Origin of the sequence: Martinezella dioscoreae (genome assembly GCF_009176305.1) — a bacterium.
GTDB lineage: Bacteria > Pseudomonadota > Alphaproteobacteria > Rhizobiales > Rhizobiaceae > Rhizobium > Rhizobium dioscoreae.
Map to the genome: position 1 here is coordinate 347,433 of NZ_BLAJ01000005.1, position 20,810 is coordinate 368,242.

17 protein-coding genes are annotated in these 20,810 nt (G+C 59.5%); 13 read left to right on the forward strand and 4 right to left on the reverse strand.

Going from position 1 to position 20,810, the window contains the following annotated elements:
* The first annotated feature begins 123 nt into the window (after positions 1 to 123).
* The 6 genes from topA (at position 124) to rpmG (ending at position 7,414) form a co-directional block, all read left to right on the forward strand.
* Positions 124 to 2,796: a type I DNA topoisomerase gene (topA, locus tag GDN47_RS22560; protein WP_152094319.1), complete on the forward strand. Its 2,673-nt coding sequence runs from the start codon at positions 124 to 126 to the stop codon at positions 2,794 to 2,796.
* 92 nt (positions 2,797 to 2,888) lie between these two features.
* Positions 2,889 to 5,171 (forward strand): ribonuclease R, encoded by a 2,283-nt coding sequence (gene rnr, locus GDN47_RS22565; protein WP_371865528.1) that lies wholly within the window; start codon positions 2,889 to 2,891, stop codon positions 5,169 to 5,171.
* A gap of 32 nt (positions 5,172 to 5,203) precedes the next feature.
* Positions 5,204 to 5,659, forward strand: coding sequence for a DUF983 domain-containing protein (locus GDN47_RS22570; RefSeq protein ID WP_152094292.1), 456 nt, complete (start codon positions 5,204 to 5,206; stop codon positions 5,657 to 5,659).
* A 35-nt stretch (positions 5,660 to 5,694) separates the two neighbouring features.
* On the forward strand, positions 5,695 to 5,973 hold the full coding sequence (locus tag GDN47_RS22575; protein ID WP_113328959.1) for a hypothetical protein: 279 nt from the start codon (positions 5,695 to 5,697) through the stop codon (positions 5,971 to 5,973).
* The gene (locus GDN47_RS22580) at positions 5,966 to 7,150 is read left to right on the forward strand and encodes an MFS transporter (RefSeq protein WP_069614950.1); all 1,185 of its coding nucleotides are present in this window, start codon (positions 5,966 to 5,968) and stop codon (positions 7,148 to 7,150) included. The genes GDN47_RS22575 and GDN47_RS22580 overlap by 8 nt, the downstream gene beginning before the upstream one ends.
* Positions 7,151 to 7,246: 96 nt before the next feature.
* On the forward strand, positions 7,247 to 7,414 hold the full coding sequence (gene rpmG, locus GDN47_RS22585; protein WP_003587245.1) for a 50S ribosomal protein L33: 168 nt from the start codon (positions 7,247 to 7,249) through the stop codon (positions 7,412 to 7,414).
* Between the two features lie 824 nt (positions 7,415 to 8,238).
* Here rpmG and GDN47_RS22590 read toward each other — a convergent pair.
* Both GDN47_RS22590 and GDN47_RS22595 read right to left on the reverse strand, forming a co-directional pair.
* Positions 8,239 to 9,612 (reverse strand): PleD family two-component system response regulator, encoded by a 1,374-nt coding sequence (locus GDN47_RS22590; RefSeq protein ID WP_113328961.1) that lies wholly within the window; start codon positions 9,610 to 9,612, stop codon positions 8,239 to 8,241.
* Between the two features lie 16 nt (positions 9,613 to 9,628).
* Positions 9,629 to 10,000 (reverse strand): response regulator, encoded by a 372-nt coding sequence (locus GDN47_RS22595; protein WP_028754034.1) that lies wholly within the window; start codon positions 9,998 to 10,000, stop codon positions 9,629 to 9,631.
* A 131-nt stretch (positions 10,001 to 10,131) separates the two neighbouring features.
* Here GDN47_RS22595 and GDN47_RS22600 point away from each other — a divergent pair, with 131 nt between their 5' ends.
* Positions 10,132 to 10,440, forward strand: a complete 309-nt coding sequence (locus tag GDN47_RS22600) for a DUF3572 domain-containing protein (protein WP_069614952.1) — start codon at positions 10,132 to 10,134, stop codon at positions 10,438 to 10,440.
* A 2-nt stretch (positions 10,441 to 10,442) separates the two neighbouring features.
* Positions 10,443 to 11,090 (forward strand): hypothetical protein, encoded by a 648-nt coding sequence (locus GDN47_RS22605; RefSeq protein WP_152094293.1) that lies wholly within the window; start codon positions 10,443 to 10,445, stop codon positions 11,088 to 11,090.
* 17 nt (positions 11,091 to 11,107) lie between these two features.
* On the opposite strand, the gene GDN47_RS22610 is transcribed toward GDN47_RS22605, so the two are convergent.
* Positions 11,108 to 11,686 (reverse strand): GNAT family N-acetyltransferase, encoded by a 579-nt coding sequence (locus GDN47_RS22610; RefSeq protein ID WP_069614954.1) that lies wholly within the window; start codon positions 11,684 to 11,686, stop codon positions 11,108 to 11,110.
* A gap of 83 nt (positions 11,687 to 11,769) precedes the next feature.
* Here GDN47_RS22610 and GDN47_RS22615 point away from each other — a divergent pair, with 83 nt between their 5' ends.
* The 3 genes from GDN47_RS22615 (at position 11,770) to GDN47_RS22625 (ending at position 15,759) form a co-directional block, all read left to right on the forward strand.
* The gene (locus GDN47_RS22615; protein ID WP_152094294.1) at positions 11,770 to 13,059 is read left to right on the forward strand and encodes a DNA polymerase IV; all 1,290 of its coding nucleotides are present in this window, start codon (positions 11,770 to 11,772) and stop codon (positions 13,057 to 13,059) included.
* A 190-nt stretch (positions 13,060 to 13,249) separates the two neighbouring features.
* The gene (locus GDN47_RS22620) at positions 13,250 to 14,293 is read left to right on the forward strand and encodes a glycoside hydrolase family 25 protein (RefSeq protein ID WP_113328963.1); all 1,044 of its coding nucleotides are present in this window, start codon (positions 13,250 to 13,252) and stop codon (positions 14,291 to 14,293) included.
* A 194-nt stretch (positions 14,294 to 14,487) separates the two neighbouring features.
* Positions 14,488 to 15,759: a L,D-transpeptidase family protein gene (locus GDN47_RS22625; protein ID WP_152094295.1), complete on the forward strand. Its 1,272-nt coding sequence runs from the start codon at positions 14,488 to 14,490 to the stop codon at positions 15,757 to 15,759.
* A 62-nt stretch (positions 15,760 to 15,821) separates the two neighbouring features.
* Here GDN47_RS22625 and dnaE read toward each other — a convergent pair whose 3' ends face one another.
* Positions 15,822 to 19,316, reverse strand: coding sequence for a DNA polymerase III subunit alpha (gene dnaE, locus GDN47_RS22630; protein ID WP_152094296.1), 3,495 nt, complete (start codon positions 19,314 to 19,316; stop codon positions 15,822 to 15,824).
* A 356-nt stretch (positions 19,317 to 19,672) separates the two neighbouring features.
* On the opposite strand from dnaE, the gene GDN47_RS22635 reads away from it, so the two are divergent.
* Both GDN47_RS22635 and GDN47_RS22640 read left to right on the forward strand, forming a co-directional pair.
* Positions 19,673 to 20,260: a hypothetical protein gene (locus GDN47_RS22635; RefSeq protein WP_145631379.1), complete on the forward strand. Its 588-nt coding sequence runs from the start codon at positions 19,673 to 19,675 to the stop codon at positions 20,258 to 20,260.
* A gap of 79 nt (positions 20,261 to 20,339) precedes the next feature.
* Positions 20,340 to 20,807 carry a DUF5680 domain-containing protein gene (locus GDN47_RS22640; protein WP_152094297.1) on the forward strand — a complete coding sequence of 156 codons (468 nt, stop codon included), beginning with the start codon at positions 20,340 to 20,342 and terminating at the stop codon, positions 20,805 to 20,807.
* Positions 20,808 to 20,810: the final 3 nt, after the last annotated feature.

Below are 20,810 nucleotides of genomic sequence, written 5' to 3' on the forward strand. Positions count from 1 at the left end.
AATTATGCAGTAGCCTCTTGACCGCGACGATTTCCCTGTCCATGTCGGAAGGCCGGGAAGACGGAAAAACCCGGTATCTCCCGCGTCTTATACCGGCGCGACCTCGTATTCAGAGACTTGATGATGAACGTTGTAGTGGTGGAATCGCCTGCCAAGGCCAAGACAATCAATAAATATCTGGGACCCGGATATAAGGTTCTTGCATCCTTCGGCCATGTGCGCGACCTGCCCGCTAAAGACGGTTCGGTGCTGCCGGATCAGGATTTCGAAATGCTGTGGGAAGTCGATGGCGCCTCACAAAAGCGCATCAAGGACATCGCCGACGCACTGAAAACCTCCGACGGCCTGATTCTCGCGACCGACCCGGATCGCGAGGGCGAAGCCATTTCCTGGCATGTGCTCGACGTGCTGAACAAGAAGCGTGTCATCAACGGCAAGCCGGTGAAGCGCGTCGTCTTCAATGCCATCACCAAGAAGGCGGTGCTCGACGCCATGGCCGAGCCGCGCGACATCGACGTGCCGCTGGTGGACGCCTATCTCGCCCGCCGCGCGCTTGACTATCTCGTCGGCTTCAATCTATCTCCGGTCCTGTGGCGCAAGTTGCCAGGCGCCCGTTCGGCTGGTCGCGTACAGTCCGTCGCCCTTCGCCTCGTCTGCGATCGCGAGTCGGAGATCGAACGCTTCATCTCGGAAGAATACTGGAACCTCTCGGCGATCCTGAAGACGCCACGCGGCGACGAGTTTGAAGCGCGTCTGGTCTCCGCCGACGGCAAGCGCCTGCAGCCGCGCGCGATCGGCAACGGCGAAGAGGCCGGCAAGCTAAAGGCCCTGCTCGAAGGCGCCTCCTATGTCGTCGACACGGTCGAGGCGAAGCCGGTCAAGCGCAATCCGAGCCCGCCCTTTACCACCTCGACGCTGCAGCAGGCAGCCTCCTCCAAGCTCGGTTTCTCGGCCTCGCGCACCATGCAGGTGGCGCAAAAGCTCTATGAGGGCGTCGATATCGGCGGAGAGACCGTCGGTCTCATCACCTATATGCGTACCGACGGCGTGCAGATGGCCCCGGAAGCGATCGATGCGGCACGCCGCGCCATCGCCAATCAGTTCGGCGACCGCTACCTGCCGGAAAAGGCGCGCTTCTATTCCACCAAGGCGAAAAACGCCCAGGAAGCGCACGAAGCGATCCGCCCGACCGATTTCGACCGCGTGCCGGATCGCATCCGCAAATTCCTCGATGACGACCAGCTGAAGCTCTATGACCTGATCTGGAAGCGCGGCATCGCCAGCCAGATGGCTTCGGCCGAAATCGAGCGCACGACCGTCGAGATCCTGGCCGATAACGCCGGCAAGAAGGCCGGCCTGCGCGCCGTCGGCTCCGTCATTCGTTTCGACGGCTTCATCGCCGCCTATACCGATCAGAAGGAAGATGGCGAGCAGAGCGACGACAGCGAAGAAGGCGGTCGTCTGCCGGAAATCAATGCCCGCGAAAACCTCGCCAAGCAGAAGATCAACTCGACCCAGCATTTCACCGAACCGCCGCCGCGCTATTCGGAAGCATCGCTGATCAAGAAGATGGAAGAGCTCGGCATCGGCCGCCCCTCCACCTATGCGGCAACGCTCGCAACGCTGCGTGACCGCGATTATGTGACCATCGACAAGCGCAAGCTGGTGCCGCAGGCCAAGGGACGGCTGGTGACGGCTTTCCTCGAAAGCTTCTTCACCAAGTATGTGGAGTATGATTTCACGGCCGATCTCGAAGAGAAGCTCGACCGCATCTCCGCTGGCGAGCTGAATTGGAAGGACGTGCTGCGCGACTTCTGGCGTGATTTCTTTGCCCAGATCGAGGACACCAAGGAACTCCGCGTCACCAATGTGCTCGATGCGCTGAACGATGCGCTGGCACCGCTCGTCTTCCCGAAGCGGGAGGATGGCAGCGATCCGCGCATTTGCCAGGTGTGTGGCACGGGCAACCTGTCACTGAAGCTCGGCAAATACGGCGCCTTCGTCGGCTGCTCGAACTATCCGGAATGCAATTATACCCGCCAGCTTTCGTCGGAAGGCGGCGCGGAAGCCGAATCCAACGGACTAAACGAGCCGAAGGCGCTCGGCGCCGATCCGGTAACGGGCGAAGAGCTGACGCTGCGTTCGGGCCGCTTCGGTCCTTATATCCAGCGCGGCGACGGCAAGGACGCCAAGCGCGCCTCCCTGCCGCGCGGCTGGAAGCCCGAGGATATCGATTATGAGAAGGCGATGGCGCTGATCTCGCTGCCACGCGATATCGGCAAGCATCCGGAAACCGGCAAGATGATCTCTTCCGGCATCGGCCGCTACGGGCCTTTCCTTCTGCATGACGGCAGCTATGCCAACCTCGAAAGCGTCGAGGACGTCTTCACCGTCGGTCTCAACCGCGCGGTGACGCTGATTGCCGAAAAGCAGAGCAAGGCAGCTGGCGGCAAGGCACGCGGCGGCACACCGGCAGCACTGAAGGAACTGGGCGAGCATCCGTATGGCGGCGGCGCGATCACCGTTCGCGACGGCAAGTACGGCCCCTATGTCAACTGGGGCAAGGTCAATGCGACGCTGCCGAAAGGCACGGATCCGCAGGCGATCACGGTCGAGGAAGCTCTGGCTCTGATTGCTGCCAAGGCGGGCAAGAGCGGCGGCACCACCAAGAAGGCGCCCGCCAAGGCAAAGACCGCGGCAGCCAGCGCAAAAGCGACGAAAACGACCGCCAAGCCGAAGGCTGCTGCAAAGAAGCCTGCGGCCAAGACGGCAGCGAAAAAGAAGAGTGCAGAGTGAGCAGAGAACCGCGCGGCAAGATTTCATCGTCGGAGCGACGCCCCGGCAAGTCTGGTCGCGCGATCAAGCGGGGCGAGAGTGCAGAGCCGATGATGGCCATCATGCACGGCGTTCTGCCGCCGCGCGAGGTCATCCTGCGCTTTATCGCTGATCATCCGCAGCAGGCGTCCAAGCGCGAGCTTGCCAAAGCCTTCGGCCTGAAGGGTGAGAGCCGCGTCGCGCTGAAGGACCTTTTGCGCGAGCTCGAAGAAGAAGGCATGGTGCAGAAGAGCCGCAAGTCGCTCATCCGCCCCGGCGCGCTGCCACCGATCGCCGTGCTCGACATCACCACCCGCGACAAGGATGGCATGCTGATCGGCCGTCCCGCCGAATGGGCTGAGGAAAATGGCGTCGCGCCTGCCGTGTTGATCAAGCAGTCTTCCTCGCCGGCCGGCCGCAACGGCAAGGGCAAGGCGCCGGTCGCCGGCATGGGCGACCGCATTCTTGCGAAGATCTTCTCAGCCGTCGATCGCGGCGGGCCAGCCTATACGGCTCGCATCATCAAGGTCATCGACAAGCGGCAGGGCGCCTCCATGGGCGTCTTCCGCGAAACGCCTGGCGGCGGCGGCCGCCTGATGCCGATCGAACGGCGCGGCGAGGAGATGGTGATCGACCCGGATTATACCGGCGGCGCCAAAGACGGCGACCTGGTCGAAGTCGAAGTGGCGCGTCTCGGCCGCTTCGGCCTGCAGCGCGCCAAAGTTCTGTCGGTCATCGGCTCCGTCGCCTCGGAAAAGGCGATCTCGATGATCGCCATTCACGCGCACGGAATTCCACACGTCTTCCCCCCCGCCGTGATCGCGGAGGCCGATGCCGCAAAGCCGGCCACCATGTCCCATCGCGAGGATTGGCGCAACCTGCCGCTGATAACAATCGACCCGGCCGACGCCAAGGACCATGACGACGCTGTCTACGCCGAAATGGATCCCTCGCCCGACAATCCGGACGGCGTGATCGTCACCGTCGCCATCGCCGACGTCTCCTGGTATGTGCGTCCGAACTCGCCGCTCGACCGCGAGGCGCTGAAGCGGGGCAATTCGGTCTACTTCCCCGATCGTGTCGTGCCGATGCTGCCCGAGCGCATCTCCAATGATCTTTGCTCGCTCAAGGAAGGCGTCGATCGCCCTGCCCTCGCGGTTCGAATGATCTTCTCCAAGGAAGGCCGCAAAGCCGGCCATACCTTCCATCGCATCATGATGAAGAGCGCGGCCAAGCTTTCCTATCAGCAGGCGCAGGCGGCGATCGATGGCAAGCCCGACGACAAGACCGGTCCGATGCTGGAACCGATCCTGAAGCCGCTCTGGCACGCCTACAACATTCTTAAAAAGGGCCGTGACCGGCGCCAGCCGCTCGAGCTCGACATGCCCGAGCGCAAGATCCTGTTGAAGCCGGACGGCACCGTCGATCGCGTCTTCGTGCCGCCGCGCCTCGATGCGCACAAGCTCATCGAAGAGATGATGATCCAGGCGAATGTCGCCGCTGCCGAGACGCTGGAAAAGCGGAAGCAGGTACTGATCTATCGTATCCACGATGGCCCGACGCTCGCTAAGCAGGAGGTGCTGCGCGAATTCCTCGCCACCCTCGGCATATCGCTTGCCAAGGGCGGCAACGTGCGCGCCAACAGTTTCAACGGCATCTTGGCGAAAGCCGAGGGTACGGCGCATCAGACCATGGTCAACGAGATGGTGCTGCGCTCGCAGAGCCAGGCGATCTACAGCCCCGACAATATCGGGCATTTCGGCCTGAACCTGATGAAATACGCCCACTTCACCTCACCCATCCGTCGCTATGCCGACTTGATCGTGCATCGTGCGCTCGTCGGCTCGCTCGGCCTCGGCGAAGGTGCGATCACACCGGACGAAGAGGCGTCGCTCGACGATATCGCAGCTGAGATCTCGACCTTCGAGCGCCGCGCCATGGCCGCAGAGCGTGAGACGGTCGACCGGCTGATCGCCCATCACCTCGCCGGTCAGGTCGGCGCGGAATTTGAGGCCCGGGTCGGCGGCGTCACCAAGTCGGGACTTTTTGTCACCCTGCCGGAGTATGGCGCCGACGGTTTCATCCCTATATCTACACTCGGCACCGATTACTTCATTTATGACGAGGCGCATCAGGCGCTGACGGGTGAAAGAACGGGGCTCGGCTATCGTCTCGGCGACGATGTGACGGTGAGACTGGCGGAAGCCGTGCCGCTTGCCGGAGCCCTGCGCTTCGAAATGCTGAGCGACGGCAAGCCTATGCCGACGGCGGTGCGCTCCTTCCACAAGGCGACCCGCCGCAACAAGAGCCTGGCCCGCAAGGCGCCGGGCACGAGACCGCCGCGCGGCCGCAGGTAAAGAACGGCTGCCGGCACGGAGGAAGCGTATTCATGACGGGCAGCCCATCCGACTCTCCCATCCGCTTCGGCGGTTCAGACGAGAGCGAACGTCCGCTCGGACGGTCGATTTCCCGCGGCATGCTGAACCGCTGCCCGCGCTGCGGCACCGGCAAGCTCTTTCGCGCCTTCCTGAAGCCTGTCGACCGTTGCGCGGTCTGCGACGAAGATATTTCCCACCAGCGCGCCGATGACCTGCCGCCCTATCTGGTGATCCTCGTTCTCGGCCACCTCATCGTCGGCGGCTACATGCTGACTGATATGACCTTCAAGCTGCCGCTCTGGGCGTATCTCGCCATCTGGGCACCGATCACCATTATCGCGGCACTTGCCATCATCCAGCCGATTAAGGGTGGCGTCATCGGCCTGCAATGGGCGCTGCGCATGCATGGCTTCGGCGGCCATGATGACAGCCCGGAGGAATGGGATCAGGGGAACGATCGTTCGTGACGATAGGTGCCCGCCCCCGCAGCCGGCCAGCGCCCATGGCCGAAGTTGTCTTGCCACATCGCACTCTTCTATCGGGAATCGTCGTCGATTCGACCAATATTCGCCATTCGCGCGAGCTCGTTAATCAGCAACGGCTTGACATCGGCAACATTTCTTGTCTGAACATGCCCCGCGTCAAGGGGACCATTCCGGAGGGTTTGACCGATCTCATGAAAGCCGACCCGTCACCTGAATTTGGCCGAGCCGTGCCTTTCTATGTTCCGCGTCCGGATCGATTCGACCGTCTCATGCTCCAGGAATCAGTTTATGCTTGAACCGACGAACGACAAGGCCGGCCATGTCGAAGAAATTCACTGGCCTTCGCTCGTCGCAGCCATAGCGTCCGTATCCGCCGTCGGCATCGCCATCGGCCTTGGCCTGCCGCTTCTGAGCATCATTCTCGAAAAACGCGGCGTTCCCTCAAGCCTGATCGGGCTCAATACAGCGATGATGGGCGTCGCTTCGATGCTGGCAGCGGTCGTCACGACCAAGCTCGCGCACCGCTTCGGCGTCGTGCAAACGATGATCTGGGCCGTCTTCCTGTCGGCACTGAGCTCGCTCGGCTTCTATTATGCGGAAAATCTGCTGCTGTGGTTTCCGCTGCGCATCGTCTTTCATGGGGCGACGACGACGCTGTTCATACTGTCGGAGTTCTGGATCAATGCTGCTTCGCCGCCTTCGAAGCGCGGCTTCGTGCTCGGGCTTTACTCCACCGTGTTCTCGCTCGGTTTTGCGGCCGGCCCCCTGCTCTTTTCCGTTGTCGGCAGCGAAGGCTTGATGCCCTTCATCATCGGCGCCTGCATCATTCTGGCTGCTGCCATCCCGATCTTCATCGCCCGCAACGAGAGCCCGATCGTCGACGAGAAGCCGGAGCTGCACTTCGTCCGCTACATCTTCCTGGTGCCAACGGCGACAGCCGCAGTCTTCGTGTTCGGCGCGGTCACCGTCGGCGGCGGCTCGCTCTTCACCAGCTATGCGACACGTCTCGGCTTCAACGAATCACAGGCCGCACTGCTGCTGACCGTCATGGGCGTCGGCAATTTCGTCTTCCAGATTCCACTCGGCCTGCTTGCCGACCGCATGCGCGACAAGCGGCCGTTGCTGTCGATCATGGCCACGATCGGGCTTGTCGGAGCGCTTCTGCTGCCCTCCCTCGCATCGAACTGGATCATTCTCGCGATCATCCTGCTCTTCTGGGGAGGCTGCGTTTCCGGCATGTATACGGTCGGGCTCAGCCATCTGGGCACGCGGCTGACCGGCGTCGATCTGGTGGCGGCCAACGCGGCCTTCGTCTTCTGTTACGCCGTCGGCATGGTTCTAGGGCCGCCGACGATCGGTACCGCCATGGATCTCGCCAATCCCAGCGGCTTTGCCTGGGCTGTGGCCTTTTTCTTCGGCCTTTATGTCCTGCTTTCGGGGATACGCCTGCTTTTCATGGGCAACAGAGGTTGACTTTTCGGGCGCGATTTGTATTTTCGCGCCAGAATTCGCCGTGGACCTCCGCACTGGCCGTCCACGGCGTTCATTTTTATTAAAGGCAGGACGACCATGGCCAAGGCTACCACCATCAAGATCAAGCTGCTGTCGACGGCCGACACCGGTTTCTTCTACGTCACGACGAAGAACAGCCGTACGATGACGGACAAGATGACGAAGACGAAGTACGACCCGATTGCTAAGAAGCATGTCGAGTTCAAGGAAACGAAGATCAAGTAAGTTTCCTAAACTTTAGGTTACAAAAAGGTGCTAAATCCTCGGGTTGGCGCCTTTTTTGTTTTGGCGGCATCGTCTCGATCGTTGTCCGATTTTGCGACGTCAGTTAGAAAACTCCCGCGTGGAGCAATGGCCTGCCGTGTCGGCAGAAAAGAAAAACGCCGCCTTCGACGAACGAAGAGCGGCGTTATAAAATTGGGGGCCGGCTAGCCTGCAAAACGGCACGAGGAACCGTTATCTTTCTGCCTGCCAGCCGACCGACCCCACGACCCAGGAGATGCGGCGGACCTGAGCATCATGGGGTATCTCGGAACCCTTGCGGGTTGTCCATCTACGAGACTAAATTCGCGCGAAACCGAAAGAAAATCAACAAATTCTTAATGATAAAAAATGCCTGTCTGCTCGGATGGTTAAAATTCATGACTTTGGTGGAAAGGAATGTCCGATAGTCTTAGTGAAATTAACTCAAGAAACTATCAAGAATAAAGTGATAGTGCCTCCTTTGTTAGAAAAGATCGAATACAGATATTCAAGAGCATTTGAATATACAAATTACATTCAGTTAATCGGTCAACTTTCAACAGACATCTCATCAACACGCCGCCAACAAAACAAAACTATATGCCGATAAGACAAGAATATTTCGAAAGTACCCGAAAAGCGAAGGTATCTGGCGAATTCAAAAGTATAAGTATGCAGCGTTTCTTTAAAACAAGGCTATGCGACGATGCGCGCAGGATAAAGAACAAAAAATTTTGAACTGTTGTTCAAAACCTGAAAAATACCCTCAATATTCATGGGCGGCCGCATTTCTCCGCCATTCATCCCTAGGCCGCTGAAGCTACAACCCTGTTGCGTCCTGCTCTTTTGGCCTCGTAAAGCGCAAGGTCCGCCTGCTTCATCAACTGCTCCGGCGTCTCGATCGTCTCCAAACGGCACGAAATTCCGAAGGATGCGGTGATGTTAAGCGCAACACCGTTTTCGCGTAATTTCACCGGCATATTTTCTACCGCAGCGCGTAGTCGTTCCGCGACCGCGGCGGCCGTATCGGCAGGCGTATCCGGCATAACCACAACGAACTCCTCGCCCCCATAACGGCATGCGAGATCTGCGCCGCGTACCGTGGAACGGATTCTCGCGGCAAATTCCTTGAGAACTTCATCGCCGGCATCGTGGCCATGGGTGTCGTTGACGGTCTTGAAGCGATCGATATCGGTAATCAATATCGAGAGCGGCCGGCCCCGCGCCAGGGAACGGTCGAAAAGCACCTTGAGGTGATTGTCGAGATAGCGCCTGTTATGCAGGCCGGTGAGCGCATCGGTGACGGCAAGCTCGATCGTCTGCTGTACGCTGGCGCGCAGGCGATCATTATAGCGTTTGCGGCGTATCTGAGTGAGGCAGCGCGCGACGAGTTCGTTCGGATCGATCGGCCGGACGATATAGTCGTTGACACCGAGATCCAGCGCGCGGACGATCATGTCGTCTGCGCCCTGCTCCGTCACCAGCAGCACGGGCAGAAAACGCGTGCGCTCCAGCGAACGAAGCTGCGAGCAGAGCCGCAGCGGGTCGTAGTCGTCGAAATTCGAATTGACGATGACCAGTTCGAACGCCCGTTCAGCAGCCTCGAACAGAGCGGCCTGCGGATCGGACATTGCGACGACCTGGGCGATCGGCTTGAGCGTGCGGATGATACGCTCCTGCGAATTGGCGCGGCCATCGACCAGCAGTACCTGGCCGGCTTCCTCGGTGCGGCCGTCGCCAGCCCGCATCAGATCGTCAATACCGAAATTGCGCGCAGTCTCGTTGCGCATATGCAGCTCATCGCTCAATGTCTTCAAGCGAAGCAGGCTCTTGACGCGCGAAATGAGCTGCAGGTCGTTGACGGGCTTGGTCAGGAAATCGTCGGCACCGGCCTTCAGGCCGCGCACACGGTCGGCAGGCTGATCGAGCGCCGTGACCATTACGACGGGTATATGGGCGGTGCGGGGATCGGATTTCAGGCGTTCGCACACCTCAAAACCATCCATGCCGGGCATCATAATATCGAGGAGGATGAGATCGACCTGCGTGCCCGCGCAAATGGCGAGCGCCTTCAGGCCGTCTTCGGCTGTCAGCACTTCGAAATATTCGGCAAGCAGCCGCGCTTCCAGAAGCTTCACATTGGCCGGAATATCGTCGACTACCAGGATGCGTGCGGTCATCAGCTCTTCCCCATCATCAGGCGTCGCCCAGATAGGTCTTTATGGTCTCAATGAATTTCGGTACCGAAATCGGCTTCGAGACATAGGCCTCGCAGCCACCTTGGCGAATGCGCTCCTCATCGCCCTTCATGGCGAAGGCCGTGACCGCGATCACAGGGATCACGTGAAGATCGTCGTCTTCCTTCAGCCATTTGGTGACCTCCAGACCGGAAACTTCCGGCAGCTGGATATCCATGAGGATCAGATCGGGACGGTGCTTGCGCGCGAGATCGAGCGCTTCCATGCCGTTGCGGGTCTGGATCGTCGTGTAGCCGGACGCTTCGATCAGATCGCGAAAGAGCTTCATATTGAGCTCGTTGTCTTCTACAATCATTACCTGCTTAGGCATGGAAAGCTGTCCCTGCATCCGGTATTGCATCCATTCTCTCGAAATATAGGGTCGCGAGGAACCGATTCCAGAAATACTTGAATCGCAAACTACCGGCATTTGGTTGAAAAATAGGTAACTCACCCGTCAAAATGCAAAGTAACTTCAAGAACCCGAAGAAGAGCGCGGCCGACCCGCAAGAGACTGCCATTGCCGTACTCGGCTGGCTGGCCAATGAACCGGATATGTTCGGCCGCTTCTTGGCGCTGACCGGCATAGAGCCGGCACAGGTGCGCAACGCCATCAACGAGCCGGCCTTTCTTGCCGGTATGCTCGATTTTCTCATGAACCACGAACCGACATTGCTGGCCTTCTGCGAGGCCAGCGGCATTGCGCCGGAGGCCGTCGCCGCTGCATCGGCGCATTTTTCGCCGCCAGGCCTTGCCTCTGGAGAATACTGATCATGGATGCCCCGATCGAATTCGACGTATCGCATATCCGGCTGCAGGAGCGGCCGCTGATCGTTTGCGATGTCGACGACGTCGTCTTGCACTTCTTTGCGCCCTTCCTGACCTTCATCGAGGCAGAAGGCCATGAATTCCTGCCGCGTTCCTTCCGGCTGACGGGCAACATCGTCTCCAAGGCCAACAGCTCTGCGCTGGAAGAAAAGGATGTTCATCGGCTGATCGGAGCCTTCTTCGAGGCACAGGAAAAATGGCAGACACCACTCGATCGCGTGGTCGATACGCTCGGCGAATTCTCGAAAGACGCTGACATCGTTTTCCTCACCGCCATGCCGCCGCAGTTCTGGGAACAGAGGCGGCGACTGCTGGACAGACTCGAGCTTACCTATCCACTGCTCGCGTCGCTGCAGCCCAAGGGGCCGATCGTGCGCTCGCTGCATCGGCGGCGCGAGATGCCCCTCGCCTTCGTCGATGATATGGCCCACAATCTGCATTCGGTCAGCGAGCATGTTCCGGAGTGCCTCCTCATCAATCTGAAACCGGATTCCATCGTCCACCGCATGGCACCGGCAGCGGCCGCGGGTATTCCAGAAGCCAACGAATGGAGCCAGGCAGCGCCGCTGATCCAGGCCCATATCGCGCGCTGACGCCGCCCAAGCTGCCCTCAGAGCACGAGGCGCATCAGAGGCCTGCCATCCTTGCGCTTTGCAACTTCCAAAAATCCGGCGGCCTCGAAGATGCGCTGCGAACCGACATAGAGACCGACGGATTTCGACTGCTTGGTACGCTCGATCGGACAGCCTTCGAGCAACCGCGCGCCTGACGCACGGGCAAAATTCACGGCCTCCGACAACATGCGGTGGCTGTGTCCCTTGCCGCGATCCTTCGAATTCATGAAGAAGCAGCTCACCGCCCAGACGGAACTGTCTTCCGCATCGGCGGGATCGAGCGGACGCGACACCGTTTTCGGCGAGTTCCATTGCGGCAGCTCTGCACGCGGACCGACCTGCACCCAGGCGATCGGTTGTCCATCATTATAGCCTAGAAGGCCGGGCGGCGGCCCAGCCGAGATTCGCTCGCGGATCAACTGCTTCTTTGCTGCTGCATCCATCGTCTTGCGCTGCGATGTCGGGACGCGGAAATAGGTGCACCAACAGCCATAACAGGCGCCGCTTGGTCCAAATAACGTCTCGAAATCGTCCCATCGGTCCGGCGTCAACGGCTGCACGATTAAATTCTGCACTCCCACCTCCCCGGCAGTTTTCCAGCTTGAGACTCGCAAGCTTAGAACATAAAGTGGCGATGTTCAATTTTTGTTCTCGTTCCATGACCCATGCGCCCGACAAGATCTCCGGCTTCTGTCGCGATTGCTTGAGCGAGCAATCGGCCATGCGCACGCGCTGTCGGAGCTGCGGCAGCCCCCGCCTCGTTTACCACCGGGAGCTCTATGGGCTGACGTTGGCGCATATCGATTGCGATGCCTTCTATGCCTCCATCGAAAAACGCGACAATCCGGAGCTCGCCGATAAGCCTGTCATCATCGGCGGCGGCAAGCGCGGCGTCGTCTCCACCGCCTGCTATATCGCCCGCATCCACGGGGTGCGCTCCGCCATGCCGATGTTCAAGGCGCTGGAAGCCTGCCCACAGGCTATCGTCATCCGTCCAAACATGGAGAAATACGTCCGCGTCGGCCGCGAGGTTCGAGGCATGATGCAGGACCTGACGCCGCTGGTTCAGCCGCTTTCGATCGACGAAGCGTTTCTTGAACTCGACGGCACGCAGCGGCTCCATCACGATCCGCCGGCTCGCATTCTCGCCAAGTTCGCCAAGCGGGTGGAGCAGGAAATCGGCATCACCATCTCCGTTGGGCTGTCGTACTGCAAGTTCCTCGCCAAGGTGGCCTCCGACCTGCAGAAGCCGCGAGGCTTCTCCGTCATCGGCAAGGAAGAGGCCCTCTCCTTTCTGAAGCCACGGCCAGTCACGACGATATGGGGTGTCGGCAAGGCCTTTGCCGCGACGCTCGAAAGCGATGGCATCCGCACTATCGGCCAATTGCAGGCCATGGAGGAAGGCGATCTCATGCGCCGTTACGGCGTTATCGGGCAGCGGCTTTTCCGTCTCTCACGAGGGATCGACGACCGAACCGTGCATCCCAACGAAGCGGCGAAAAGCGTGTCTTCCGAAACCACCTTCTTCGAAGATATCGGGCGCCATGAGGATCTCGTGCCGATCCTGCGCGATCTCTCCGAGAAGGTTTCACGGCGTCTGAAACGCAGCGGCATTGCCGGCCAGACCGTCGTGCTGAAGCTCAAAACCTCGGATTTCAAGATCCGCACGCGTAACCGCCGTCTGGAGGACCCGACCCAATTGGCGGACCGGATTTTTCGCACCGGCTTGCGGCTGCTCGAGCCCGAGACGGACGGCACGAAGTTTCGCCTCATCGGCATCGGCGTCACCGATCTTGGCGATGCCGGACGCGCAGATCCACCCGATCTTATCGACGTGCAGGCTGCGCGACGGGCTGCGGCGGAAGCAGCCATGGACAAGCTGCGAGAAAAATTCGGCAATAAGACAGTCGAAACCGGCTACACGTTTGGCGACAAAAACCACAAATAACAATTATTTAGCACAAGTCACCACATGGTGATTTTTGGCTGTGTCGCAAATAATCGCGCCACGCGCGCGATTCTTTCGCGCGAAAAAGCTCGGATTCAAACTTTTTTGGTAAATTTCCATTAGGACTTGGATTCTGTAACTTTTCGGCGGCGTGAACTCGTCGCCGAGTGTGTTTTGCGTACGGGTTCCTATGCGTCTATCGGCTGTATCGACCATTTTTCTCGCCTGCCTGACGATTTCAGGCTGCGCCGCCCGAGGTGAGCGCGAAGCCGCGCAAGCCGCACCGCCTTCGAAAGAATTGACGAGTTCCATTGCAAAGACCAGCAGGCCGGTGCCGTCGGTCGAAATCGGCGAAACGGTTTCGCGCGTCGAGCGACAGCAGGCTCTCGCAGTCGCCATGCCGACGAACCTCCGTCCGGAGGGGATCATGCCTTCCGATCAGAGCGACGACGGTGACGCACCCGTGCCGCTGCAGCGGCCGCTCGCCATGCTCTCTCCATCAAACCCGATGCCCCGCGCCCTGAGGCAGCAGCCGATGCAGATCTACAGCCATCGCTTCCGCGATGCCAAGCCGATCAACTTCGGTACGTCTACCTCGCCCCGGAAGCTCGCCGTCCATGGCGTCGACGTCTCGCGCTGGCAGGGCGAGATCGACTGGGATACGCTGCGCACACAGGGTGCGAACTTCGTCTACATCAAGGCAACGGATGGCGGCGATCATCTCGATCCCATGTTCAAGAAGAACTGGCGTGCCGCCCAGCAGGCCGGCCTGAAGCACGGCGCCTATCACTTCTTCTATTGGTGCCGGACTGCGGGAGAGCAGGCCGACTGGTTCATCCGCAACGTGCCCAAGGAGGCCGGAGCGCTGCCGCCTGTCATCGACGTCGAATGGAACGGCGAGTCGAGCTGCAAGCGGCGTCCTTCGCGAGAGCAGGTTCTCGCCAAGATGCAGGTCTTCATGGACAAGCTGGAAAAGCATTACGGCCAGCGTCCGATCGTCTACACCGCACCGGATTTCTATCGCGACAATCTGAGCGGCGAGCTGCTCGACTATCCCTTCTGGCTGCGCGCCGTGGCTCAACATCCATCCAAGGTCTATCCGGGCCGTAAATGGCTGTTCTGGCAATATTCCGGCTCCGGCGTATCCCACGGCGTCGAAGGCAGGATCGACCTCAACGCCTTCCACGGCAGCGAGCAGGACTGGCACAACTGGGTGGCCTCCAACGTCCACTGATCGCACATAAGCCGCAGATTTCATTCATCGCCGAAGCAGAGTGTGGCCGCTCCGCTTCGGCGATGCTGTATTGGGCTGGCATTCGGCGAACTCACGTTTTCATGGACGCGGAAAGGCATGAGTTTTCGGCAAGTCTTCCTTAAACTTCGAAGTCTAACCTTCGGCACAACGAGTATTGCGTTTTGGTTGTGTCTATGAAGCCATTTTTGTTGCTGGGGCTCGCGCTGTTGTCAGCCACCGCCCTTTCTCATCCCGTCTTTGCTGCGCCGGATGCCCGCACCCTGCAGATTGTGGTGTCGAAGGACAGGCAGTCGCTTGCGGTCTATGACGGCGACAAAGTGATCGCGACTTCGAAGGTTTCCACCGGCAAGCGCGGGCACACGACCCCGAGCGGCATCTTCTCCATTCTGGAAAAGAAGGTCTATCACGAGTCCAACCTCTACTCGGCCTCGCCTATGCCCTTCATGCAGAGGCTGACCTGGTCGGGAATTGCGCTGCACGAGTCCAACTCGGTGCCGAATTATCCGGCGTCCCATGGCTGCGTGCGCATGCCGAAGGCCTTTGCCAAGACGCTCTATCAAATGACCGAGCGCGGCGTCCATGTCGTCATCGCCGATCAGCCGCTCGTGCCGCAGCCATTCGAAAACGCGACGCTGTTCCAGCCGCTGCCAGCTCCACCACCGGCGCTGTTTTCCGGCATCGAACTGCGCCCCATGACCGCGAGCTTCCTGCCGCAGGCACAACCGTTGCAGGTCGCGACGAATGACGTAACCTCGATCAAGATACCAAAGGCACAGGAGACTCTAGCGCCACCGGCCGATCCAGCGCCGCTCAGCATCCTCATCACCCGGCGCGGGCTGCGCGAAAACGTGCGCGACCTACAGGGCATCCTGAATGGAATGGGCTTTATCACCGGAACACCCGACGGGATGCTCGGGCCGGCGACGGTACAGGCGATCGAAGACTTCAAGAAGGCACATGATATCAAGACGACGGGCGGCCTTGTCAGTCCCACGCTGATGAAGGCGGTCTATGCCGCCGCCGGCAAGGGCGAACCGCCGAACGGTGCGATCATGGTCCGCCAGAACTTCAAGCCGCTCTTCGAAGGCCCCGCAATTATCGCCGAGCCGCAAGAAGCGCTCGGCGTACATTTCTTCACCGCCAACGCGATCGACCGGATCAGCGGAAAGGCCGACTGGTTCGGCATGACGCTCGAAGAAGATTTGAGCAAGCAGACGAAGAAGCGCTACGGCATCACCAGCGAGGAGCAATCGCAATCGTTCGACGCAGCCGGACAGGCGCTCAATCGCATCACCATTCCCGACGATATCCGTCACCGCATCGAGGATTTGCTGACAGCCGGGTCGTCACTGACGATTTCCGATACCGGTGTGGGACCGGAAACCGGCAACGAGACCGATTTCATCACCATTACCAACAATGGCGCGCTGGGTAAGAAGGGCTAGAGCCTTTTTGTTTTTACGCAATTCCGGACGGAAAACCGCTATCCACTTTTCCTGGAATTGCTTCAGACCAGCTCCACGTCGATCACGCCGGGTGCCGTGCGCAAGGCAGCAGCGATTTCGGGCGTGATGCGATATTTCTCCGGCAGTGCCACCTCGACCTCGCACATTCCTTCCTCCTTGATGACGATGAAGGAAACCAGGCCATCGCCCTTGGCGTTCAGATGCGCGGCGACGGCTTTCAGCGGGCCGGAATCGCGGACATAGACGCGCAGTGCCTTCTGCATCTGCAACGACTTCTCCTCCAGCGACTGCGCCGTCTGCAGGCGCAGGCTGATGCCTTCCGGGCGCTCATCTGCCTGGGCGGTAATGACGAAGGATTTGCCGACTTCGAGAACGTCGCGATACTGGTTGAGCGTTTCCGAGAAAAGCACGGCTTCGAACTGGCCCGAGGCATCAGAGAAGACGAAGATGCCCATCTTGTTGCCGGTGCGCGTCTTGCGCTCCTGCTTGGAGATCACCGTGCCGGCGAGACGGCCGTTGCTGGCGCCCTGCTTTACGGCGGCGGAGAACTCGGCAAACGGCTGCACCCGCATCTTGTCGAGCACGCTCTTATAAGTATCGAGCGGATGTGCCGTCAGATAGAAGCCGAGCACCTGGAATTCGCGCAGCAAACGCTCCGAGGCGAGCCATGGCGTATAGGGCGGAAACACAATCTTTTCCGGACCGGAGGCTGCACTTCCGAACATGTCATGCTGGCCGCTGCGCTTGTTTTCCTGCGCCACCTGGGCATAGCCCATGATGCGGTCGAGGCCGGCGATCAGCTGGGCGCGATCGATTTCGAAGCAATCGAAAGCGCCGGCACAGATCAGGCTTTCCAGAACGCGGCGGTTGATCTGCTTGGGATCGATGCGCAGGCAGAAATCCTCGATGCCGGCGAAGGGTTTGTCGCCGCGCACCTCGACGATATGGTCGACGGCGGATTCGCCAACACCTTTGATGGCGGCCAGAGCATAATAGATTCGGTTATCACCCGTCTCGAAATGACGGAACGAGGTCTGCACGGAAGGTGCGATGACCTCGATGCCCAGCCGCTTGGCATCCTGACGGAAGTCGTTGACCTTTTCGGTGTTGGACATATCGAGCGTCATCGACGCTGCCAGGAACTCCACCGGATAGTGCGCCTTCATATAGGCGGTCTGGTAGGAGACGATGGCGTAGGCAGCGGCATGCGACTTGTTGAAGCCGTAATTGGCGAATTTCGCGAGCAGATCGAAGATGACGTCGGCCTGGCCCTTCGAAACGCCGTTCTTGATGGCTCCGTCGACGAAGCGCTCGCGCTGCTGGTCCATCTCCGCCTTGATCTTCTTACCCATGGCGCGGCGCAGAAGATCCGCTTCGCCGAGCGAATAGCCGGAAAGCACCTGGGCGACCTGCATCACCTGTTCTTGGTAGACGATAACGCCCTGGGTTTCCTTAAGAAGATAGTCGATCTTCGGATGGATCGATTCGATCTCTTCCTCGCCATGCTTGCGGGCATTATAGACCGGGATATTCTCCATCGGGCCGGGACGATAGAGCGCTACGAGCGCGATGATATCCTCGATGCAGTCGGGACGCATGCCGATCAGCGCCTTGCGCATGCCCGCACTTTCCACCTGGAACACGCCGACCGTCTCGCCGCGCGAGAGCATCTCATAGCTCGGTTTGTCGTCGAGCGGTATGCTGGCAAGATCGATCGAGATGCCGCGCTTGGCAACGAAATCGACGGCCGTCTTGAGGACAGTCAGCGTCTTCAAGCCGAGGAAGTCGAACTTCACCAGCCCGGCCTGCTCCACCCATTTCATGTTGAACTGGGTGACCGGCATGTCGGAGCGCGGATCGCGATACATCGGCACGAGCTTCGACAGCGGACGGTCGCCGATGACGATACCGGCGGCGTGCGTCGACGCGTGACGATAGAGGCCTTCGATCTTCTGGGCGATGTCGAGAAGTCGGGCGACGACCGGCTCCTTGTCCGCCTCCTCCTGCAGGCGCGGCTCCTCCTCGATCGCCTTGCTGAGCGGGGTCGGATTGGCGGGATTGTTCGGCACCAGCTTGCAGATCTTATCGACCTGGCCATAAGGCATTTCGAGCACGCGACCGACGTCGCGCAAGGCTGCGCGCGCCTGCAGCGAACCGAAGGTGATGATCTGCGCCACCTGCTCGCGGCCGTATTTGGCCTGCACGTAACGGATCACCTCTTCGCGCCGGTCCTGGCAGAAGTCGATATCGAAGTCCGGCATGGAGACGCGTTCCGGATTGAGGAAGCGCTCGAACAGCAGCGAGAAGCGCAGCGGATCGACGTCGGTGATGGTCAGAGCGTAAGCGACCAGCGAACCCGCACCGGAACCGCGGCCTGGGCCGACAGGGATATCGTGACGCTTGGCCCACTTGATGAAGTCCGCGACGATCAGGAAGTAGCCGGGAAACTTCATGCGCTCGATAACGCTCAGTTCGAATTCCAGCCGCTCGCGATAATCCTTTTCCGCATAGCCCGGCGCCATGCCGAGCGAGGCGAGACGCTGGTCGAGCCCCTCAATCGCCTGAGCGCGCAGCTCGGCGGCCTCGGCGCGTTCCGCCTCCTCCGCATCGTCCGTGGCGCCGGTGAAGCGCGGCAGGATCGGCTTGCGGGTCTTCAGGATGAAGGAGCAGCGGCGAGCGATCTCGACCGTGTTCTCCAGCGCTTCGGGCAGATTGGCGAAGAGTTTCGCCATGTCGGCACGGCTCTTGAGATAATGATCCGGCGTCAGGCGGAACCGCGTATCGTCCGAGACAATGGCATTGTGGGCCACCGCCATCAAAGCGTCATGCGCATCATAATCATCCCGCGTCGGGAAAAATGCTTCGTTGGTGGCAACGAGCGGGATGTCATGCTCATAAGCAAGCTTGATCATCTTCTGCTCGTGACGACGATCATAGGTGCCATGGCGCTGCAATTCGACATAAAGCCTGTCGCCGAACAGCTGCTTCAGCCTCAACAACCGAGAGAGCGCCTGGGCGGCGTGCCCTTCTTTCAACGCCATATCGACGGGACCGGTGAGCGAACCGGTGAGTGCAATCATTCCTTCCGTGCCGATTTCATCCAGCCATGATGCTGCAATGTGAACGGCGCTGTTGCCCTCGCCGCCGAGATAAGCGCGGCTGACGAGATCAACGAGGCGCTCATATCCCCGCTCGGTTGCGGCAAGCAGAACGATGGATGGCAGCTTCGCCAGAGCCTGCTGCGGCCCGCGCTTCTCGCCCTCGCCGCCATCCTCCATATCGATCGACAGCTGACAGCCGATGATCGGCTGCAGCCCCTCATCCATCGCCTTTTGCGAGAATTCCAGGGCAACGAACAGATTGTTGGTATCGGTGATGGCAATAGCCGGCTGACTGTCCCCGGCAGCCTTGGCCAATATCTTCTTGAGCGGCAATGCGCCCTCTAGCAGAGAATAGGCGGAATGAACCCTGAGGTGCACGAATTCCGGCATTTCGCCGACCGGCGCTGCCGCGCCGCTGCCACCTGCATCCGCCATTTCATACCCTTCCGCACACCTGAATGAATCAGCGGCATTTTCGGCATTGCGGACCGTAAAGTCCAGAAGTTTGCTCCCATCAAATATGGGAACAGCATGTGCAAATGGGGGACAAAACTTACATCGCCATCATGATGAGGGAAAAGCTGGCAACGAACATGACGATGGAAGTGAATGCTGCAACGTCTCGAATAATGTCGGTCATTTAGGCGCTCCTTACTCGTTATGTTTCTTTTTTGTTCCATTTTTGTTCGAGAGTCAATAGACACATCAGGAAATTTCATTGGACGGTTTTCTGCCCTCAGATGGACGCCGGCACAACCGAGCGTTATGCAAGGGCAAACAGGGAGATCACGATGAAATCACTTGCCTGCGCTCTCGCCATTCTTTTGACCGCAACTGCGGCTCAAGCAGAAAATACATCTGCACCCGAGCGCATCGTCGACGCTGCAATCGGCGACTGGAACAAGGACGGGAAACCGGACCTTGCCATTCTGGTAGCTCCCCCGGCGGACAAGCAGGCCGAAACCTCCATCGGCATCTACATCTATCTGCGTGACAACGAGCATTCCCTATTGCAATTGGCAGCAAGCGCTCCTGACAAGATCTGGGGTAGAGCCAGCGGTGTTTACGGCCAGGAACCTTCGATCGCCGCGCTGCCGAACGGTTCGATCGCAATCACCTCACAGAACGATGCAATCGGCCGCGATCGTTGGCATCAAACGCTAACACTTGCCTATCGCAACAACGGTTTCGTGGTGGCCGGCTACACTTACGATGCTCGCGATACGCTCGAACCGGATAATAGCCAGACCTGCGACTACAATGTATTGACCGGTAAGGTGACGAAAGGCAGCAAGACGCTGAAGACCGACGCCAAGACCATCAACATTCAGGATTGGCAGGATGAGATCGGGGAGAAGGCCTGCGGGCTCGGCCATTAACAACACATGTTCACTTTTTGTTCTTTACACTTCTTCGGATCCATGGCATCTTGGCCGCTCACCAAAATTGGAGAGGGTCATGCCGGATCTTGCCGAGCTGAACGATTTTATTGTCGCCGCCAAAGCCGAGACCTATGTTGGTGACGGCGAGCGGCTGCCGTCCTGCCGAAGCGGCTCGCATGACATCGGTTATGCGAGCGGCCGCTGGCGCTATCTCGACAGCTATTTCGGCGGCACGGATTTCGCGGGGCAGGAACTCGTCTGGCACGACGACGAGCCGGTCTGGGCCATGAACTATTTCGGCCATATCGTCGAGCCCGATCTGATCGACGGAACACGAGCCGGCATGGTTATCAAGGCTGCACTCCTGCGCCTCTATCAGGATGAAAAACGTTTTCTAGGCGGCTTCGAATTCGAACATGTCTATGGCCGCTATATCGACCACAGCACCGGATCGTGCGACCACTTTATCGGGCACGAAGCCATCATGGTGAAAGAGCGCAAGGCCTATGAGCTGGATTATCGCGGTGGCCTGATCGTCCCGTAACAG

Excerpts from the sequence above, each read along its gene's own strand:
- GDN47_RS22635 (WP_145631379.1), top strand. The coding sequence starts at position 19,673 with ATGAAATCACTTGCCTGCGCTCTCGCCATTCTTTTGACCGCAACTGCG.
- GDN47_RS22620 (WP_113328963.1), top strand. The coding sequence starts at position 13,250 with ATGCGTCTATCGGCTGTATCGACCATTTTTCTCGCCTGCCTGACGATT.
- rpmG (WP_003587245.1), top strand. The coding sequence starts at position 7,247 with ATGGCCAAGGCTACCACCATCAAGATCAAGCTGCTGTCGACGGCCGAC.
- GDN47_RS22640 (WP_152094297.1), top strand. The coding sequence starts at position 20,340 with ATGCCGGATCTTGCCGAGCTGAACGATTTTATTGTCGCCGCCAAAGCC.
- dnaE (WP_152094296.1), bottom strand. The coding sequence starts at position 19,316 with ATGGCGGATGCAGGTGGCAGCGGCGCGGCAGCGCCGGTCGGCGAAATG.
- GDN47_RS22615 (WP_152094294.1), top strand. The coding sequence starts at position 11,770 with ATGACCCATGCGCCCGACAAGATCTCCGGCTTCTGTCGCGATTGCTTG.
- rnr (WP_371865528.1), top strand. The coding sequence starts at position 2,889 with ATGGCCATCATGCACGGCGTTCTGCCGCCGCGCGAGGTCATCCTGCGC.
- GDN47_RS22570 (WP_152094292.1), top strand. The coding sequence starts at position 5,204 with ATGACGGGCAGCCCATCCGACTCTCCCATCCGCTTCGGCGGTTCAGAC.
- GDN47_RS22590 (WP_113328961.1), bottom strand. The coding sequence starts at position 9,612 with ATGACCGCACGCATCCTGGTAGTCGACGATATTCCGGCCAATGTGAAG.
- GDN47_RS22580 (WP_069614950.1), top strand. The coding sequence starts at position 5,966 with ATGCTTGAACCGACGAACGACAAGGCCGGCCATGTCGAAGAAATTCAC.
- GDN47_RS22605 (WP_152094293.1), top strand. The coding sequence starts at position 10,443 with ATGGATGCCCCGATCGAATTCGACGTATCGCATATCCGGCTGCAGGAG.
- GDN47_RS22600 (WP_069614952.1), top strand. The coding sequence starts at position 10,132 with ATGCAAAGTAACTTCAAGAACCCGAAGAAGAGCGCGGCCGACCCGCAA.
- topA (WP_152094319.1), top strand. The coding sequence starts at position 124 with ATGAACGTTGTAGTGGTGGAATCGCCTGCCAAGGCCAAGACAATCAAT.
- GDN47_RS22575 (WP_113328959.1), top strand. The coding sequence starts at position 5,695 with ATGGCCGAAGTTGTCTTGCCACATCGCACTCTTCTATCGGGAATCGTC.
- GDN47_RS22625 (WP_152094295.1), top strand. The coding sequence starts at position 14,488 with ATGAAGCCATTTTTGTTGCTGGGGCTCGCGCTGTTGTCAGCCACCGCC.
- GDN47_RS22595 (WP_028754034.1), bottom strand. The coding sequence starts at position 10,000 with ATGCCTAAGCAGGTAATGATTGTAGAAGACAACGAGCTCAATATGAAG.